Origin of the sequence: Bartonella sp. MM73XJBT.G (assembly GCF_028618435.1) — a bacterium.
In the GTDB taxonomy this organism is placed as follows: domain Bacteria; phylum Pseudomonadota; class Alphaproteobacteria; order Rhizobiales; family Rhizobiaceae; genus Bartonella.
Genome location: NZ_JAQISW010000020.1, coordinates 1 through 17983, shown reverse-complemented (window position 1 = coordinate 17983; position 17983 = coordinate 1). Strand labels below are relative to the sequence as shown.

Here is a 17983-nt window from a genome sequence, read left to right as displayed (position 1 = left end):
GACTCCCGGAATACTTATGCGAGGGCGCTCGCAACCGGAGGGGGAACCTGAAGTGAAAGCTAAAAATCCACATTCTAACGATATTTTGATAGGCAAAAGAATTCGTTTGAGACGAGAAATGTTGAAAATTTCTCAAAAAGAATTAGGGCATCGTTTAGGGGTTACCTTTCAACAAATCCAAAAATATGAAAAGGGTATCAATCGCGTTGGTGCAGGGCGTTTACAAGAAATTGCTGATATCCTGGATATCTCGATTTTCTTTTTTTATGCCGATATCGCAACAAAAGAACATGTCTTGCTTCCTTATGAAGAAATGACCTCAAGCCAAGAAGAACATACCCTTTTGAAAAGTTTTAGAGAACTTAAGCCTAAGCAACAAAAGGCAATTTTGTGTTTGATTGCTTAAGCGATAAAAACACACTTGTGAAAGCCTTTAAATTTTATTGCTAATCTTCCGAAATTACTTTATGACTTAAAGGGTAACTTTGGTCGTCTACGCAACGACCAAGAGGGCTTCAAAAACCCTAGAGTTTGGTACATAAAAATGAACTCACTTTTGTGGGTATCCCGGAATTCCGGGAGTTTTTGCCATGTCCAGGTGTGTTCGCGCACTAAAAGCAAAAAAGCTGATCCAAACTCAGTGTTTTTGACTCCCGGAATACTTATGCGAGGGCGCTCGCAACCGGAGGGGGAACCTGAAGTGAAAGCTAAAAATCCACATTCTAACGATATTTTGATAGGCAAAAGAATTCGTTTGAGACGAGAAATGTTGAAAATTTCTCAAAAAGAATTAGGGCATCGTTTAGGGGTTACCTTTCAACAAATCCAAAAATATGAAAAGGGTATCAATCGCGTTGGTGCAGGGCGTTTACAAGAAATTGCTGATATCCTGGATATCTCTATTTTCTTTTTTTATGCCGATATCGCAACAAAAGAAAAAAATACATCCTATGATGAAATTGCTAATAAAGAAGAGCATACTCTTTTGAAAAGTTTTAGAGAGCTTAAGCCTAAGCAACAAAAGGCAATTTTGTGTTTGATTGCTGAGAGATGAAAATACACTTGTGAAAGCCTTTAAATTTTATTGCTGCTCTTTTGAAATGATTTCATGAATAAGTATAAGTTATGAATAAGTTTATGCATAAAGTATAAGGGCTCTCGTTGTACAGTGCAATTTTATGGGAGAACCCAAAGCCTTGAAAATCCAAAGTGGAGATATTTGTTTTCTCTATAAGGAGCGTGAGATTCCGAGAGTTTTTGCCATGTCTAGGTGTGCAGCACTAAAAGCAAAAAAAGCTGACTGAGCTCAGTGTTTTTGACTCCCGAAATACGCATAAAGAGGGCGCTCGCAATGGGGCAGGGGGAGTGAGCCGTGAGAGCTCGTCTATAAGGAATACGGAATTCCGAGAGTTTTTGCCATGTCTAGGTGTGTTCGCACTAAAAGCAAAAAAGCTGATTCGAGGTCAGTACTTTCAGACTCCCGGAATACGCATAAAGAAGGTGTTCCACAATGGGTCAGAAAAATGACACGTGAAAGCTAGAAAACAGCCTTCTGGTTGATTTCTCATGCGTGTAAAAAAATTTAAAGAGTCTTTTTTCTCCATAATAAATTATTCGATCGTTTTTTTTAGGAAGGGAGTGCTGTGGTGGCAGGTGCTGTGTGGCGGGTGCTGTGGTGGTGGGTGCTGACCTTTTCCTCGCAGAAATATCCCAAGAAAATCTCCTCCTTTTCATTTAAAAAATCATAAAGTTCTTATCCTTTACTCTTAAAGGCGGTGCAAATAAAGCGCCATGGGTAAGAGGGAAACGTATCCCATGTAACAGAGGAGACCATGTAACAGTGAAGGGGTCTCATCACTGTATTCGAATGCCCACAAGCGTTGTTCCAATGTTTTGACACTGTTATCAAGAGCTCATTGGGTTATAGGTCTCATTGACTTTTTTCCGTTTGCAAAACTCTTTTTAAAATTAACCAAGCGGCATATTCTTGTAAGACAACACCTAAAAGGGGGCGCGTATAGGGGAACGTCAGATGATCATCATCATATCCTTTCATTTGCACCGTTATGGTTGCATGGCCAAGGCTCTCTTGCTGACTTTCTAACAGTTCAATGGAAGGGGAGAGGCTCACGCCAACCTCAATCTGTGGGATATTTTGGGGACTTGTTTCTGGAGTCTGAAAATATTTTAAAAGCAGCGGATCATCGATCAACCAATGTACCTGTGCGTATTTTGCGAGTTGTTGACACGCTGTGGTGACTTCTCTGCCAACCAAATGGGCGCGAAAATGATGTTCAAATTCTTCGATGAGAGGTGGGGCCAAGGGGGTGGATGATTGACCAACCAGTTGCACCAAAACATAGGGGCTTTTCCATAAAAAATGGCGCTCAAAGGGTGCATTGGCAAAATGACGGTCAACCCAATGTGCAAGGGTGCTTTCATCAATTCCAATCAAAGTCCAAGCATATTCTGCACGCGATAGTGAAGAATATTTCTTCTCATTTTGCTGTAAATAATCTTCTAAAAGGGCAAAAGCCTGTGAGGGGGGACCAGGCAAAACAACAAGGGCGCTGCCATCACAAGAAAGGTAAAAACCTGGTGCTGTGCCGGTCGGGTTGTCAAGCACTGTTGCTGTTTGCGGAAATAAGGCTTGACGCGCATTATTCTTATCTGGCGCAATCTTTAACCGTTCCAATTGACCTTTGATGATTTGCCAAACATCTTCATGATGCACCAAAGGTTCTCTTACAGCTTGAGCGACCCCATCGCGGGTCTTATCATCAGAGGTTGGGCCTAATCCCCCACTGATGATAATCAAATCTTCTTGTCCAAGACAAGAGACAATCGTCTCACTGATTTGCTGTAATTGATCCGCACAAACAAAATGACGCGTGACTTGAATGTTTCTTTTTCCCAAACTTTGGCTTAAATCTTGTAAGTTCGTATTCAAATATTGTCCTGAAAGGAGTTCATCACCAACGGTGATAATGGCTGCACGATAGGAAGAGATAGGATTTGTAAGAAAATTGCCAACAGCTTGTGCCATTTGACGGGGTGAGGCGTTCCCTCCTCGATCATGGGGGAGTGTTTTCCCTGTACGAATAACTTGATCAACACTTTGAGATAATTCTTTTGCTTCCTCGTAAAAGCCTAAATGCTCTAAGAGTAAAGACGCGGTATAAAACATCGCAGAAGGATTGGCTTTATTCTGCCCAGCAAGGTGGGGGGCGCTTCCATGAGCAGGTTGAAAACAGCTCATCTTATCCCCCACATGGGCATGCGCTGCAAGCGCCAAGCCCCCCATCACCCCGGCGGCAAGATTTGAGAGAATATCGCCAAACATGTTTTCAGCAACAATCACACCAAATTGCTCTGGCTTTGTTGTAATCCACAAAGCAACTGCATCAACATCATGAATATCGGCTTCAATTTCTGGATAGTTTTGTGCGATTTTTTCAAAAATTTCTTGAGCAAATTGTCCACTTTCGCACATCACATTCAGCTTATTTGCAAAGGTAACCCGCTTAAATTTCCGCCCACGTGCATAAGAAAAAGCGTATTCAAATAACCGCTCTAAACCAAAGCGTGTGTGCAAATGGACTGTCCACGCTGCTTCTTTAGCACCATATTTTGCTAAATTGCGATGTTGTAGCCAGGCGGCTGTTTCCGGTGTGATCCCTCGAAAATCTAATTTTGTGCAGAGACCTTCGCTCTTTTCGCTGATGACACAAAACTGGAAAGGTTTTTTCGGACCGAAAATGTATCTTATGGGGCGTATCGTGGCAAACAAGCTTAACTTTTGACGAAGTTGAAGGAGAGGAGAAACGTAGGAAAGATTTTGCTCTTTTAAAGGCGCTGCACCTTCTTCTAAAGTTGCTTCTTTTCCTTTCTCTGTTACAGTTCCAAGCAAAAGTGCATCACTTTTAGCGATTTTTTGCCAAGTGGCTTGAGGAATAGCATCTCTTGTCTTTTGCCAACACTCAAAACCAATATCACCATACATGAATTCAATGGGCAATTGAAATGGCTCTAAGAGCATCAGTGCTGCATCACAGATTTCTGGTCCCACACCATCACCTGGTAATACAAGAACTTTCTTTTTCATAAATCCCTCCCTCTATTGGCTAATGCCTCTCTTTATTGATGCCTATTTATTGATGATTTTATGCGTCATAACACAATGAGCCTCCACACATATGCATTTAAGCTTTACGGATAATAAAGCTTATACTCTTCAAATCTCTCTTTTAAAAAGAGTTTTTTTAAAAGAAGAGCAAAAATTTCCTTTGTTTCCCATTGGTCTTCTCGGTGTAAGAACAAGATGATGTTCATATCGTTTAAAGGCCCCGCACTTTTTATTGTAGAGTTTGGAGACATGAGCTCCTCTTCTAACCTTAAAGACATTTTAGTTAACTCTAAAGATATTTTATTCTCTTGTAACGCTTAATTTATAAATGCTTCAATTATTAAAGGCAAAAAGAAAATCGTGAGAGCTTTGATATATGGGTTAAAAAAGCATAGGGTAAAAAAATGGCTCTTGAGATTTTCCGTTTGGTGCAAGATTTTATCTCCATTGTAAATTTTATCTCTCTTGTAAAATGTTTCCTTTTTACACAAATTTAAAAGGACTAACAGGGGGGCCCTTATTCTTTAATTTGCCAATGTCCCGATTGGTGAATATGAGATGGCTTGGTAAGCATAACGGGCTTAGCACCCCGAACAGCATCATGGAAGAGATGAATCTCGTTAGAGCATAAAGCCGTTTAACCCACGTTATGGGTACCCTTTAGGGGCGCCGATTTCAATATATTCAATTTGAGCAGCTGTTAGATTTTTAATATGTTCAATGATGTAATCGATAGAAAAAGAAAACACCCCTATCACGCAAAGGGACATCAAGATTTTTAAGCATAGCGACCCAATTTGGTTATTTGACTTGATTTATGGTTATAAAATAATTGGCTTTTCGAATATAAATGATTAAAACCTACAAGACAACATGTTGCCAATAAAAGGGCAACAGCCTCATGGATTATGGCCGGATAGTTTTCGATGTCACTGCGGCGCTTAATGCTGCACTTCCTAATTGTAAGGCACCCCATCACACTGGATGCTGCTGAGAGCTGCTTGCGGATGTGAGGAAATCGCTAACGCTGTTGCCTCATGGCAATAAAAAGCCATTGCCAAAAGTTAGAAGTGAAAGGGCACTTAAAACGCGTGACAACTTAAAACGCGGAACAAGGGGTCACGCACTCACATAAATTTGGAGACCAAATAATATTCCTTCTGAAGACAAAAATAATATATCCACGTCGAATGGTTCGTTCCATAGATTCTTGCTTAAAAAATCTTCGTGCAACCAAGTTGCCTTAAGACATGAGGTTACAAGAAACACCAATGTAACTCTATCCAATAGAGGCAGTTGATAAACCCAAAGCTGTAAGAAAAAAAGGCGGCTCTACAATGTAAGCAAAATAAGTTGCATAGACAAAATACGGGGGCAAAACAGGGTATCAATGCGTAAAAAATAAATTGCTTGTTTCTAAGGACGTCTAAACTGCCCTTAATAACACCCACAGACGTGAAAGAGTGACGTTTGATAGGAGGCTCTGTTAGGACAAAATAACACAAACAAATGGTTGAAAGGATAAAAAGGCTTAGAGAAGATAAAAGTGGTTTGCCAATGAAAAACTTGTAATAACACCCCCCCAATTAATTTTGCTAAGTGCTGGTGATGTTCCAACAAAAGAAAAAATAACGAGATAAAGCTTTCCTGCGGCCTTTTTATCCATCAAATCATTTATAATCGCGCGACTTAAAACAAGTTCCGCACAGGCGGCCTAAGACCTTGTAAAAGGGGGAGTATAAAAAAAGTTTGAATATGAGCGGTGTAAATAATACTTAGGGTGGTCAAGAGCCACAAAAGTGAGCCAAACAAAAGCGTCTTTTTACGTCCCAAATTATCACTGAGCGGTCCATAAATCAGTTGTCCAACAGCTAAGACAAGTAAAAAAATGGCTACCGCACTTTGAATTTTAGACTCGCTTCCCTGATAATATTGACGCCTATCTCCAAGGGCGGGGAGAAAAATATCCGTAGAAATTAACCCCCCGATGGATAAATACACAATAGAGACTATGAATAATAAAGAAGGTTTATTGTTCACAAATAAATACTTTTCAAAATTTAAGACTTTTAAAGTCAATAAAATAATTTATCCTTATAAATATAGGGGGCTTTTATCATCCTTTAGCGTTTCCTCCAGGAAAAAAGGTCGCTTTATACTTTAATCGTTTTTAATGTCTGCACTCATTTTAATAAATGCCCACTCATAAAAATACGTGAAAATGATAGAGAGATCTCTTAATTGATGGGGGGAGGAGAAAAATCGCCTCTGCTGAGTTTTCAAAAGGGACGCGTGGTGTGTGATCTATTAAAGGGTGCGGTTTAAAGGAAGGGGCGCAGTTTAAAGGAAGGGGCGCTTAAAACCTACCAAAAATCTGGAACTTCAGGCTTTAAATGCGGACCAATGCGTACCGCTGAAACTTTTTCTGCTAAGCCGGTGCGGTCTGAAATCTCAACCGCAAAACCACAAAGGGTGGCGGGACCACGGGCTGGTTCAAAACGATCTTGCTTTGTTTTGTAAAGAAAACGGTGTAACGGTTCTTCTTTATCCATGCCAAGGGAGGAGTTGTAATCGCCACACATGCCGGCATCTGTTAAATACGCACTGCCCCCTTCTAAAATTTGTGCATCGGCGGTGGGAATATGTGTATGCGTTCCAACAATAACACTCACACGACCATCAAGAAAATGACCAAAACATTGCTTCTCGCTCGTCGTTTCCGCGTGAAAGTCAAAAATAATCGCATCGGCTTGCTCCATTAAAGAGCAGGCGAGCAGAATATTTTCTGCTATCTCAAAGGGATCTTCTACTTGGCATGGCATAAAAACATTGCCCAACAGATTGGCAACAAGAATACGTGCACCATTTTTTGCTGTAAAAACACCCACTCCTCTTCCTGGAGTCTCTTTCGAGAAATTAGCAGGACGTAAAAAACGATCACTCTCATGCGCATACTGTAAGGCTTCCTTGTGGGAAAAAGCATGGTTTCCCGTCGTGACAACATCAACACCCGTCATTAAAAGATCTTGATACGTCTCTTGCTTGAGGCCAAAACCATCAGAGGCATTTTCCCCATTGACCACAACAAAATCAAGCTGCCATTTCTCAATCAGTTGAGGAAGATGCTCAAAAACAACTTCACACCCTGTGTTCCCAACAATGTCACCCAAAAATAAAAAACGCATAGGCGCTTTAATCACATTTTAGCATTTTAGGAAACCTTTTTCTGTAAAAATTCCCTGGACCTGTAGATCATGTTCTGCTGCGGGAATAGAGTCAACCTCCTGACACGAAAAGCCTATGCCCCATAATGCCATTTGATGTCCCTGTTTTTCAAGGGTTTCAACGGCTCGGTCATAATAACCGCCTCCATAGCCAAGGCGGTGACAGTGACGATCAAACGCAGAAAGTGGAACAAGAACATTATTGGGGATAACAGTGGCGTTGTCTGCACCGGGACCAAAGGTGCCAAAACGCATGGGCTGAAGTTGCGTGTGTGGTGAAAATGCGCGAAAAATCATGGTGGTGGAATCAAGCACGGCTGGTAAGGCTAAACGCCCCCCGCGTGATGCTATCGCATCAAGAAGAGGGCGAGGGTCAATTTCCGATTTAATCGGCCAATAGCCTGCTAATATGAGGCGTGAAAAATCCGTTCCTTTTTTTTCAAGGGTTTCAAGAAAGTGGTGACAAGCACGCTGTGAAAACAGGGCACGCTCTTCTTTTGAAAGGGCATCACGACGCGATAAACCACTCTCGCGTGCTCTTGCGCGAAGCGATGAAGTTGTTTTAGAAGAGAGATTTTGGGTCATTGTCTTATCACTTATTCAGTCTTGTCACTTATTCAGCGGTTTTCCCCATTGTAGTCATGGTTGGTCTTTTGTAAACCGCCATTAGAAACAAGAGCTCTGTGCGTGGAATGAGCCTTATGAAACTTAAGGGGCGCTCTTCTTGTTAAAAGGGCATCACGACGCGATAAACCGCTCTCGCGTGCTCTTGCGTGGAAGCGATAAAGCTGAGGTTATTCTTTTTATCAGCTGTTGCAAATCTCATCAAGTTAAAGCCTATCATCATTTTGATCTCTTAAAAAGAGCTTCTCGCTTTATAGAAAAGAGGGGCTCGCAGAAAAAGAGTTTTACAGAAAAGGGCGTTTCATGCAAAAGGGCATGATCAATTTTTGAGGAAAAGTATGAGGAAAAAATGAAGCAAAAAAGGGTGATCCACAACAGCCGATGGAAAAAGTTGATCCCGGGAACCTATACAAATAGGTGGGCGCCATATGAAAAAGCCCACGGGCTTCATCAGGGACAGCTCCCTTGGAGATCACTAAGGTCTCAGGAATACGTTATTTCCTGTCGAGAAGCGCAGAACACCCTCTTTAATATAAAACAATTTCACAGCTTCTGCTAGAGATAAAATAACTTAAACTATTTATTTTTTATCAAGTTTTACAAGAGATTTTTTACCCCCTTGCTGGTGATTGTTGGAAAGCGCTGAAGAATGGATGGACGATTTATTCAAAGTAAAAAAATCAAAAAAATAATGGATGGGTGAGTGAAACAATTTTTTTTCATTGGTAATGTTTGATTTGCTTTTGGAGAGCAATGTTTAATTTGTCCTTTTGGAATAAGGCTTGATTTTGATGTTTTACGGAAATGTTTGCGGGGAAGTTTGAAGGGAAATATTTCTTAATTCAAGGATATTTTTTGAATTCACACCAGGCATTTTTGACGTTTTTTACCTTATGAAGTGTATTTTAAGGCTGTTTTATCAATTATGAAGACATGCAGAGGGATGCCTTTTATCATTTTCTAAGTTTGTCAAAATACGTGCCAATGGGGCGTGTGCTGGAGGGTGGGGGTGCTGGAGGGAAGCAGGGATAATTTATTCAGCTTGGGATGCGTGTTTTATGCAAACTTGAAATAGGCTTAAGGCGTTTTGTTTTAAGTATGATCCGTTCAAAGAGATTGCGGTGTCTGTTCGTCTAATAAAGCCTCAATGCGCTTTTGAAGCTTTTGCATTTGTGGATAGATGTTTAAGGCTGTTTCATAAGCTTTGAGAGCAAGTTTTGGACGCTCTGTTGCTTCCATGGTAACCCCAAGTTCAAAAAAGGCAATGTAGTTACGCGGCTCAAGTTCAAGAGCATGATTGAGATCAAGCATGGCAAGTTTGAAATCATTCAGTTGAATGTGAATCCAAGCACGTCTTACCCAAGCTTCAGTATAAGTCGGCAAAAGTGAAAGGGCATTATCAATATAATCAAGCGCAAGTCCATAATCATCATTATTGATCGCATTTTCAGCCCATGACATTAAAAGATCAATCGTCTCACTTCCCGATTGGGACCATAAAAGCTGAAGCTGTTGACTGATTTTTTTTGCTTTCGCAACATCAGCACAATATTTTAACTCTTTTAATAAACGTAAAATTTCTGCCTCTTTGTGTTGCTTAACCCTGTCAACAAAGGAAAGCTTCTCTGAGTCGAAATCTTCAAGAATCATCGCGGATGAATCAGAATCAGAGGGCGTTGCGGAAGAGGGAGGAGAATTGGGGATGAGATCATCTAACGGTAAAAGCGATTGTGGAGAAGGACGATCTTCAGGAAGTGAAGGAGGATTTTGTCCATAAACAGAAGAAATAAAACAAAAAAGACCTATAACAGACAGAAAAAAAACATGCTGAAAAAGATAGAAAAAAAGATAGGAAAAACGCCCCTGAAAAAGTCGAAAAGCTTTTAAAATAAAAAGACCCATAAAAACAAGCCCTCAAAAGATAAATCACTAAACATTATCAAACAGTGGACTATCAAACAGTGGACTCGTAATCAACAGACTTATACCCCCAAAAAATCTCAAAAGAAAACCATTATGCCTACTTTTTGTAGGCATTAAACCATTTCCTTTAGAAAAGGATCAGCTCTGACGAAAAAGTCAACCCTGACGTGCTCTAAAACGTGGGTTCGTTTTATTGAGGATATAAACACGTCCTTTACGACGCACCAAACGATTGTTACGATGGCGTTCCTTGAGTGCTTTAAGCGAATTTTTAATTTTCATCATACTCACCGTTTAAACAGTTTACATAACACAGCATTACAACAACAATGTGGGTACACAAACATTGTCCTATGATAGCGTTATTACGATAGTGTCATTGCATCATAACACAATACAACACGCTCTTTCTTTACGATACACTTTTCCACTGTGATAATAAAAAGAAAAACGCACCTTCAAGGTACGCACCAAAATACTTCATCAGCACAACGAATAAGTAAAAATTGTAAAAAAGTGAGGAAAATCTAACAAGAAGCCTTACCCTTGTCAAGGGGCTTTGTCTGTGACAAAAGGAGGGGCTTGATGGTTGCCTTGAAAATAAAAATATTTGAGCAAAAAGAAAAATAAAGATAAAAAGTGAAAATAAGATTTTAGCTTCTCAGATTTGAATAAATACGCTCTGTTAGAGAGTATTGAAGGAATTAAGCCGTGCTGTTAAACTGTTGGATTGTTGAGCTGTTTAGGATTTTCTCTTTATATAAAGGAAGGTAAAGGGGTTTATCAAGGGGCGTGAGCGTTTTATCAGGGAGAGTTGAAAGGGGAGAAAGGAGGAGGTGGTGCTTTCGGTGCTCTTAAAAGATGCTTGAAACGAGAAAAATTTGGAGCTTTGTGAAGTGCTGTTTTGATGGTCTTGATGAATGATATTGCTAAGCCAAGAGAGAGAAGAGCCTTATCTTATGCCTTAATCTTATGTATGATTAGTCTTATGTATGATAAGCCTATTGCATAAACAAAGAAGCCTTACGAGAAGGGAGGCTTTGTGCGAAATGCTATAAAAATAGGGTATAAAATCAATCGGTATTCTAGGGTTCTTGAGGCGTCTTATCGTTTCTTGATCATTCATTGTCTGAATAAACTTAAAGAAAAGATGGAAAAAGACTAAAAAAGCTGGGGGCGTGAGATTAAGAAAAATCGATCTGAAAAGAAGAAAAAAGAGTAGAGAAAATATCAAGAAATTATGTGCTTTGAAAACAACAACCTTTATTAAAGTTAAGGCTGTTGAAAGGGAAGAAAGTCTCACGAGATGTAAAAGTAAAAGGCGTTTTTGCCAAAATATAAGGTCATAATTTATTGCTTTATGTTTTTTAATGATTTCCGTCTCTCGATTATTTCATTTGCTTGGATCTTTTGATAAAGGTGGCGCCCGTAGTTGCTAGCGTTGGGAATAATATTGTTTCTTGTACTTTGGCATACGACACATAATATTATGCTTACAATTTCAAATGCTCTTTTGATGAAGTGCCTTAATACCTTAAATAACTGGACTCTCATCACATTAGATAAGTCTCGAAATATCAAAATAAAGATTATAGTATTTTTAATCTCTTATTTTTCATTTATCAATTTCTTTGTTACATTCTTGAATCGCTAGATCTCGTCCTGTAAGGGCTTTACGATACAGTTTTCGATATTTAATGACAGAATAGATAAGCCAAACCGATAATGTTATTATTGCACAACCGCCTATAATCCCTAGAATACGCCCTAATATTATTGCTTCAGTCATTTTTCTCTCCCTAGTGGATTGTGGTTAGCAACAGCTTCGTCCAGTTCCTTTATTACTTTTTTGAGTTTCTTCTTTATTATGATGTATAGCACCAAAGAGACTGGTATCGAACCGTACAAAATTAACACGCACATCAGCCCTATTACAGTTGGCGCATCCATCTGAGCTTTATCCGCATTGCCTATTATAGAGAGGAAAATGTATAAACAGATGCTTATAAAGATGATGAGTATAAATTCTTTTAGTGAAACAACACCATATTTTATTATTTCCTTAACTTCTTTTTGTATATCAAGGACTAAATCCCACTGAGAATATGTATTATTTCGTTGTTCCGATGAGGTGCTTGATATATTTGGCTTTTGTGTTGTCATGTTGATACCAGTTGGTTGCTTAAATGTTTTGCACTCTGATAAAGTAAACGATCCCATTTTTCACGATATTCTAAGATGAAAAAAAGATTTCTCTACTTGTTATACTTATAATATGAGTAATTTACTACGTTTATTGCACATCTTTTCTTATGACTTGTTAGATATGTACTTTCACCTTACTCTTCTGTATAAACGATTTGTTTCGTGCGTACAATTATCTTTATAACTGATCCACAGGTTAAGAGGTATTTAATATGTAGGGTGCAAGTCGTCTGAACTTGCTTTAAGGAAAGCGCGATTGTGGATAGATCGACATGGGATTCTTCGTTCTTGAGAGTCGTTTAGGCGTTTAAATGTGAATAAGCTACTTTAGAGGTGAAAACAAAGGCTATAAACATAAAGTAAGTGATCAATATTAATTGCGTGAGAAACGGTTGTTGTTTTAGAGCTTATGCTCAATTGACGTTTTTCTTTTAGTGTATCAGAGTCTTTCCGTCTGTTATTGTAAGCTTTATTGCCATAAGGTAAAGAGAGATGCTTAAAGCCTTCGAAAAGATGATAAAGGTCATATCGCTTATCGTAACAAGCCGATACCATCGCACTCTTTATCAGCTCTAAAATGTTGCGATAACCTTTGGTCCTTGAGAGGATTCATGAGGGGTATTTTCTTTCCACATTTTTACGCATATGCCCGCTCTCCTTTCGACGTGAAAGCAAGGGATATTAAGTGATTCAAGTTAAAATGATTATTTATTATTATAAATCAAGATATTCTATTGAATTAGCAGGGATGTTATCGGTGATGGATAAGCTTAGTACTTAATCATTATATCGACTTATAATTATATCTTGTCCATAGATATTGGGTAGGGAGCGCGAAGCTTGGCATTTCTCTGTGAAGAAAATGAATATAAGGAAAGATGTGAGATAAGAAGAGCGGCATTGTGAGAGTGCTTTTTCTATGGGCGTAAGCGGCTAGTCTATTTCTTAAAATTTGCAATGAAAAGGCTATGGATAGGGGAAGAATGATGCTTGGGAAATGATGCTTGGGAAAGGTGGGGGGAAGACAAAACTTAAGTGGGACAGTGGATGGTTTTTTTCAGAGGGCGGCATGGAGGAAAAGAGTATTGCGAGGAGAGAAAGCCGTGAGAGTGGGGACAAGGGTTAGGAGGAGGCGCTGTTGAGTCGTTAGATTGTTGAGCGGCGGAGGTTTTGTTTTTTTTAGTGTATTGGGGAAAATGGGGGAAACATTTGTATAGGAGGGGTTAAGATTTGCTTGCTGGTCTGGTTAATTGAATGACGTGGCCCATTTTGCGGTAGGGTTGGGCAGTGCGTTTGCCATATAAATGGATCGAAGTGTGCTCTTGTGTGAGAAAATATTTTAAAGTGTTCAAATTGTTCCCAAGAAGATTGATCATTTGGCAATCACTATGGCGATAGGGGCTGCCTAAGGGGAGCCCACAAATCGCACGGATATGCTGCTCAAATTGTGAGGTGATGCAGGCTTTTTGCGTCCAATGACCAGAATTATGGACACGCGGGGCTAATTCATTCACTAAAAGACGACCATCCGTTAAGACAAAAAATTCAATGCAAAGAACACCAACATAATTAAGAGCATCCATTACTGTAAGGCTGATGTTTTGTGCGGCTTTTTGTCCTTCAAGGGAAGTGTGAGAGGGAACAAAGGATTTATGAAGAATGCCGTTTTTATGTTGGTTTTCAGGACAATCATAAAAAATATGTTCCCCTTCTTTAGTTCGTGCCGAGAGAACCGAAATTTCCGATAAAAAAGGAACGATTTCTTCCAAAATACAAGGCTGACCTGCAAAAGAATTTAAGGCTTCTTTACAGGTTTGTTCATCAGGATGATCAAGCTTGATCTGGTTTTTTCCATCATAACCAAAACGACGTGTTTTTAAAAGACCACGCCCGCCTAAGGTATCAAGAGCAGAAATAAGAGAAGAAAAATCGTCAACAGCATGCCATGAGGCGGTGCTGATTCCTTGGTTTTGTAAAAATTGTTTCTCAAAAAGTCGATCTTGCGCGATCTCTAAGGCTTTAGAAGAAGGATAAACAGGCTTGCTTTTCTCTACATATTGAACCGTTTGAAGCGAAAGATTTTCAAATTCATAGCTGACAACATCACACTGAGCAATAAAATCATCTAAGGCGGATCGGTCATCATAGGAGGAAATAATATGATTATTGGCTGTTTGAGCAGCGGGGCAATCGGCTTCAGGGCAAAAAATAACCGTTCGAAATCCTAATTCTGCAGCCGCTATGGCAAGCATGCGTGCTAATTGTCCGCCGCCAATCAAACCAATGACACTGCCTGGAGGGAGCATGTTGGATGAAGCGGGTATGCTGGAGGGCGTGGTGTTTGATGAAGTGTTGCTGGAAGAGGGTGTCATTTTAAACCTCCGTTACAGGCATGAGGGCAACATTGGCTGTTTGTTGCTGACGCCAATCTTCTAAGCGTTGGGCAAGATCAGGATCATAAACAGCCATAACGGCGGCGGCTAGAAGAGCCGCATTAATTGCCCCTGCTTTGCCAATGGCTAAGGTACCAACTGGTATGCCGGCTGGCATTTGCACGATTGAAAGCAAAGAGTCTTGACCAGAGAGAGATTGTGAGTGCACTGGAACGCCAAAAACAGGAAGGGGCGTAAGCGCTGCGAGCATCCCAGGAAGATGCGCTGCACCCCCAGCACCGGCAATTAAAATTTTAAAACCTGCGGATTTTGCTTCTTTGGAAAATTGATAAAGGCGTTCAGGGGTGCGGTGGGCTGAGACAATATGCGAACTATGAGAAATGCCAAGAGCCGTCAAAATATCGGCACTATGGCACATCGTTTGCCAATCCGATTGACTCCCCATTAAAATCCCGACATCACATGATTTCTTCATTATTCTCTATCCTTTTCAAAGATTCAAGGCGATTCTTTATCATTCGTTTTTTAAGAGTTTTATAATCTCTTTGCAAAGCCAATTGATGGCAGAAAAACAGTTTTTCCTTAAATAAGATTGAAAGGTCAAAATTTAAAGGATAAATGCAGTCGTTCAAAAACACCCTCTTGAAGCTCATGAAACTCTGTCCTTTGAGCTTTTTGCTGTTCAATATATTAGAGGGGAAGTGGTTAAACAGCGAGAGTGTCTTTTACTTTAAAAATGCCCTTTAAGTGATGCCCTTTAAGTAATGCCGCTGTTCTTTGAAATAAAGGTACTTTGAAGCAAAAAAGAAAAAATACATGATGAGAATATATTCTGAAAAAGTTTTTGAAGACTATAAGGTTTTTAGAAAATGTCTCAATTTTTTGTTGCTAAAACAAATACCGTCCCATATACTGTATAATACGGTGCAATTTGAAACACTGTTTATGATAAAAAGAGTTTTCTATGGCAAAACTGCGTTGTAAATAAGGATATTTTTTCCCGTAAAATAACAGAGGAATATCTTATCTTTCGAAGGCGTTTTATTTTGCTGTTTAAGTATGGGGGAAAAGGGGCTCTTTCAATAATTGATGCGATAAAGAACTTGAATAATCAACGCGTTAACGCTTTTATTCAAACGCGTTTTTAGCGATTATCTCTTTCATTCTTTCTTCATATAAATGAAATGATAAGACCATAAATATAACGACAATATAAGACAATATTAAAGTGAAGGATGAATTGTGAATAATAAATCCATGGTCTCTTTTTTGCCCAATTTTTTAATATGTTGAACTCTGATAATTAAGCAAAGAACAGTTAAACACCAGATATTTAAGATAAGGAGATTTAAAAGTTATGTTTTTTCCATTTTTAATCGCTTTAGGCACTGCAATAACAACGGTGTATGGCAAAAAAAATATAAGTTATGTTTTGTGGGCTATTTTGTTCGTTGTTATTCTTCTAACCTTTAATCATCACGCAACTTCTACTTTGAATTTATCTTTTTGAGAGAATAGCCATGGAAAATGTTGAACAAAAAAACCCTCATTTCGTCATTTTTATGAATACACTAGGGCTGATTGGATTATCTATTGTCTTGGTGGTCGCTTTTTATTATCAATTGGTAAAATTTGAGTTGCCCTGTCCCCTTTGTTTGCTGCAACGCGTTGGATTGATGCTGGCAGGATGTGGGTTCTTACTCAATATTCACCACAGGGTGAAAAATACCCATTATGGCATGGTTATTATCGGTTGTATGGTCACCAGTGCTGTTGCTGCAAGGCAGGTATTTTTGCATATCACACCTGATGATTTGGGATATGGTTCAACGTTCTTTGGATTGCATTTTTATACGTGGGCTTTCATTATTTCTGTCCTTTGTATCTTTGCTGTTGCATTCGTTATGATTTTAGGCGAATTGGCACACAAGTTTAAAGAATTTTCTTCTTTTCCAATCTTGAGTAAAACGGCAAGTTTCTTGTTCGTGTTTTTAATTGCGGCAAATTTGATTTCGACTATATTGGAATGTGGTGGCGGACAATGCGCTGATGATCCTGTAAGGTATGAATTGTTGTCAAATTGGTTCCCTTCACAGTCTTGAATTTTTTTTAAATTATTCTTCATCATAATTTTACGGTTAAAGAAGCGGAATTGTTAAAAAATCCGCTTCTTTTTTTATTGGACACTGATTCATCAAGATTTTTGATCTTCTCAATTTTTGTAAAAAAACTTGGTTTGTCGTTTTGGGGGGGTATAAGTTTTTTTAAGTCCGCGTTATTTTTATATGATGTGGAAGGATTCGCTTTAAAAGGGGGGGCGAGCTGTTGGGTTTTCGAGTGGTGGTGGAGGTAAAAAAGCCTACATTTGTTAAGGGCACATTAACGATAAAATTTTTTTCTCTTGATTTTTTTTTGCTTTGTACTAAATAACCTTTTGTATTCATTTTGGTGCTTCTGAAGTATTTTAGATGCTTTTAGAGGGAGTAGTTTAAAATTTCAAAAGCTATCTCAATAATTTTCTCTAGAGGTTTGTTTCTCAGAAACAAACCTCTTTTTTTTTACCTTTTTTTTTCGATATCTCCTTTTTTGTGAAGCTTTTGTTTTAGAAAAATTTTAGAAAAAGATGAGCATTTTGATGATAATTCTCCTTGCAAAAAAATATTGAGGTCGAAAAACATCGACATAAAAACCATTGGCATAGAAAACATTGGCATAGAAAAATAATTTATCGTTGTGAATGTTGAAGGCGAAAATCAAAAAAATTTTCTCATGTACAACTTTCTGAGAGTGAATCCATTCAATTGATCTTTGTTTATCATAAAAAAAAGCACCGCTTGTGGGGCAAGATTCTCTAAAAAATTGTAACAATGCTTTTTATGCCCCCTTTTGATCACCAAAATGGGAGCGCAAAATTTTGTGCTGGTCAATAAAATAATAAACCGGTTTATCTCTATGATTGAAATTAAAATAGGGGATTGAAATTAAAGTGGGAAGGATTGAAGAGAAAATGGACACAAGATTTTAAAGGCGTTTTAAAAAAAAGGGGGGTCTCATCATTTTGTATAGATATTTCTGTAAAAATATAAAAGCGTAAAAACGTGTAGCTGTAAAAATGGGAAAGGGTTGTTTAAGCCGTGAAGGATTGATGTGTTGTGCAATCTTTGGGGTGTGGTTTGTGCTTTTGCTATGGCGTGGAATGAAGAGAGAGGATTGGAGGTGAAGAGTTTGTGAAGGGGGCAAGATGGGAAGGAGATGTGACTGGAAGAGAGCCTCTTGTGAGAGGGAGAGAAGTTGGGATGAAAAGGGGGGCATGATTAGAGGGGGGATAGGTTGGGAAGGAGAGGGAGAGGTAAGTGTGTGTGGGGGGGGACGAGAGGCTGAAGTGGAGGAGGGAGAAAGTGCGTATGGATAGGTTTGAATGGTTGTGTACAAGAGGCGCGGCGGTGCGAAGGGATGCATGAAAAAGTATGGGGGATGGGGAAAGGCGT

14 protein-coding genes, 1 other RNA gene and 1 pseudogene are annotated in these 17983 nt (G+C 39.1%); 5 read left to right on the top strand and 11 right to left on the bottom strand.

The window, feature by feature from the left end; all coding sequences use genetic code 11:
* The first annotated feature begins 16 nt into the window (after positions 1-16).
* Together PVV59_RS08595 and PVV59_RS08590 are read left to right on the top strand one after the other, a co-directional pair.
* Complete coding sequence (locus PVV59_RS08595) at positions 17-406, top strand: helix-turn-helix domain-containing protein (RefSeq protein WP_404978361.1); 390 nt, start codon at positions 17-19, stop codon at positions 404-406.
* A gap of 258 nt (positions 407-664) precedes the next feature.
* A complete protein-coding gene (locus tag PVV59_RS08590) occupies positions 665-1054 on the top strand; it encodes a helix-turn-helix domain-containing protein (protein ID WP_273755706.1) in 390 nt (129 codons plus the stop codon).
* An 876-nt stretch (positions 1055-1930) separates the two neighbouring features.
* On the opposite strand, the gene PVV59_RS08585 is transcribed toward PVV59_RS08590, so the two are convergent.
* The 11 genes and pseudogenes from PVV59_RS08585 to purE all read right to left on the bottom strand — a co-directional run bounded on the left by PVV59_RS08585 (position 1931) and on the right by purE (position 14973).
* Entirely contained in the window at positions 1931-4105 is a 2175-nt protein-coding gene (locus tag PVV59_RS08585) for an isocitrate/isopropylmalate family dehydrogenase (protein ID WP_273755705.1), read from the bottom strand.
* An 822-nt stretch (positions 4106-4927) separates the two neighbouring features.
* Positions 4928-6166, bottom strand: a pseudogene (locus PVV59_RS08580) (MFS transporter).
* Between the two features lie 323 nt (positions 6167-6489).
* Positions 6490-7311 carry a TIGR00282 family metallophosphoesterase gene (locus PVV59_RS08575; protein WP_273755704.1) on the bottom strand — a complete coding sequence of 274 codons (822 nt, stop codon included), beginning with the start codon at positions 7309-7311 and terminating at the stop codon, positions 6490-6492.
* Positions 7312-7329: 18 nt separating this feature from the next.
* Positions 7330-7935, bottom strand: a complete 606-nt coding sequence (locus PVV59_RS08570) for a 5-formyltetrahydrofolate cyclo-ligase (RefSeq protein WP_273755703.1) — start codon at positions 7933-7935, stop codon at positions 7330-7332.
* A 401-nt stretch (positions 7936-8336) separates the two neighbouring features.
* A non-coding RNA gene (ssrS, locus tag PVV59_RS08565) (6S RNA) lies at positions 8337-8497 on the bottom strand.
* Positions 8498-9081: 584 nt separating this feature from the next.
* The gene (locus tag PVV59_RS08560) at positions 9082-9876 is read right to left on the bottom strand and encodes a hypothetical protein (protein ID WP_273755702.1); all 795 of its coding nucleotides are present in this window, start codon (positions 9874-9876) and stop codon (positions 9082-9084) included.
* 177 nt (positions 9877-10053) lie between these two features.
* Complete coding sequence (gene ykgO, locus PVV59_RS08555) at positions 10054-10179, bottom strand: type B 50S ribosomal protein L36 (RefSeq protein ID WP_004863016.1); 126 nt, start codon at positions 10177-10179, stop codon at positions 10054-10056.
* Positions 10180-11512: 1333 nt separating this feature from the next.
* Entirely contained in the window at positions 11513-11686 is a 174-nt protein-coding gene (locus PVV59_RS08550; protein WP_273755701.1) for a hypothetical protein, read from the bottom strand.
* On the bottom strand, positions 11683-12060 hold the full coding sequence (locus PVV59_RS08545; RefSeq protein ID WP_273755700.1) for a hypothetical protein: 378 nt from the start codon (positions 12058-12060) through the stop codon (positions 11683-11685). Before PVV59_RS08545 ends, PVV59_RS08550 begins: the two co-directional genes overlap by 4 nt.
* Positions 12061-13325: 1265 nt before the next feature.
* Complete coding sequence (locus PVV59_RS08540) at positions 13326-14474, bottom strand: 5-(carboxyamino)imidazole ribonucleotide synthase (protein ID WP_273755699.1); 1149 nt, start codon at positions 14472-14474, stop codon at positions 13326-13328.
* A gap of 1 nt (position 14475) precedes the next feature.
* Positions 14476-14973, bottom strand: coding sequence for a 5-(carboxyamino)imidazole ribonucleotide mutase (gene purE / locus PVV59_RS08535; protein ID WP_273755708.1), 498 nt, complete (start codon positions 14971-14973; stop codon positions 14476-14478).
* A gap of 879 nt (positions 14974-15852) precedes the next feature.
* Between purE and PVV59_RS08530 the strand changes: the two genes are divergently transcribed.
* The 3 genes from PVV59_RS08530 to PVV59_RS08520 all read left to right on the top strand — a co-directional run bounded on the left by PVV59_RS08530 (position 15853) and on the right by PVV59_RS08520 (position 17907).
* Positions 15853-16005 carry a DUF5993 family protein gene (locus PVV59_RS08530; RefSeq protein WP_005774735.1) on the top strand — a complete coding sequence of 51 codons (153 nt, stop codon included), beginning with the start codon at positions 15853-15855 and terminating at the stop codon, positions 16003-16005.
* A gap of 10 nt (positions 16006-16015) precedes the next feature.
* A complete protein-coding gene (locus PVV59_RS08525; protein ID WP_273755698.1) occupies positions 16016-16597 on the top strand; it encodes a disulfide bond formation protein B in 582 nt (193 codons plus the stop codon).
* Positions 16598-17736: 1139 nt separating this feature from the next.
* On the top strand, positions 17737-17907 hold the full coding sequence (locus PVV59_RS08520; protein ID WP_273755627.1) for a hypothetical protein: 171 nt from the start codon (positions 17737-17739) through the stop codon (positions 17905-17907).
* Positions 17908-17983 lie beyond the last annotated feature (76 nt).

Coding starts and splice junctions, on each gene's coding strand:
- PVV59_RS08595 (WP_404978361.1), top strand. CDS start 17: ATGCGAGGGCGCTCGCAACCGGAGGGGGAACCTGAAGTGAAAGCTAAA.
- PVV59_RS08590 (WP_273755706.1), top strand. CDS start 665: ATGCGAGGGCGCTCGCAACCGGAGGGGGAACCTGAAGTGAAAGCTAAA.
- PVV59_RS08585 (WP_273755705.1), bottom strand. CDS start 4,105: ATGAAAAAGAAAGTTCTTGTATTACCAGGTGATGGTGTGGGACCAGAA.
- PVV59_RS08575 (WP_273755704.1), bottom strand. CDS start 7,311: ATGCGTTTTTTATTTTTGGGTGACATTGTTGGGAACACAGGGTGTGAA.
- PVV59_RS08570 (WP_273755703.1), bottom strand. CDS start 7,935: ATGACCCAAAATCTCTCTTCTAAAACAACTTCATCGCTTCGCGCAAGA.
- PVV59_RS08560 (WP_273755702.1), bottom strand. CDS start 9,876: ATGGGTCTTTTTATTTTAAAAGCTTTTCGACTTTTTCAGGGGCGTTTT.
- ykgO (WP_004863016.1), bottom strand. CDS start 10,179: ATGAAAATTAAAAATTCGCTTAAAGCACTCAAGGAACGCCATCGTAAC.
- PVV59_RS08550 (WP_273755701.1), bottom strand. CDS start 11,686: ATGACTGAAGCAATAATATTAGGGCGTATTCTAGGGATTATAGGCGGT.
- PVV59_RS08545 (WP_273755700.1), bottom strand. CDS start 12,060: ATGACAACACAAAAGCCAAATATATCAAGCACCTCATCGGAACAACGA.
- PVV59_RS08540 (WP_273755699.1), bottom strand. CDS start 14,474: ATGACACCCTCTTCCAGCAACACTTCATCAAACACCACGCCCTCCAGC.
- PVV59_RS08530 (WP_005774735.1), top strand. CDS start 15,853: ATGTTTTTTCCATTTTTAATCGCTTTAGGCACTGCAATAACAACGGTG.
- PVV59_RS08525 (WP_273755698.1), top strand. CDS start 16,016: ATGGAAAATGTTGAACAAAAAAACCCTCATTTCGTCATTTTTATGAAT.
- PVV59_RS08520 (WP_273755627.1), top strand. CDS start 17,737: ATGGGAAGGAGATGTGACTGGAAGAGAGCCTCTTGTGAGAGGGAGAGA.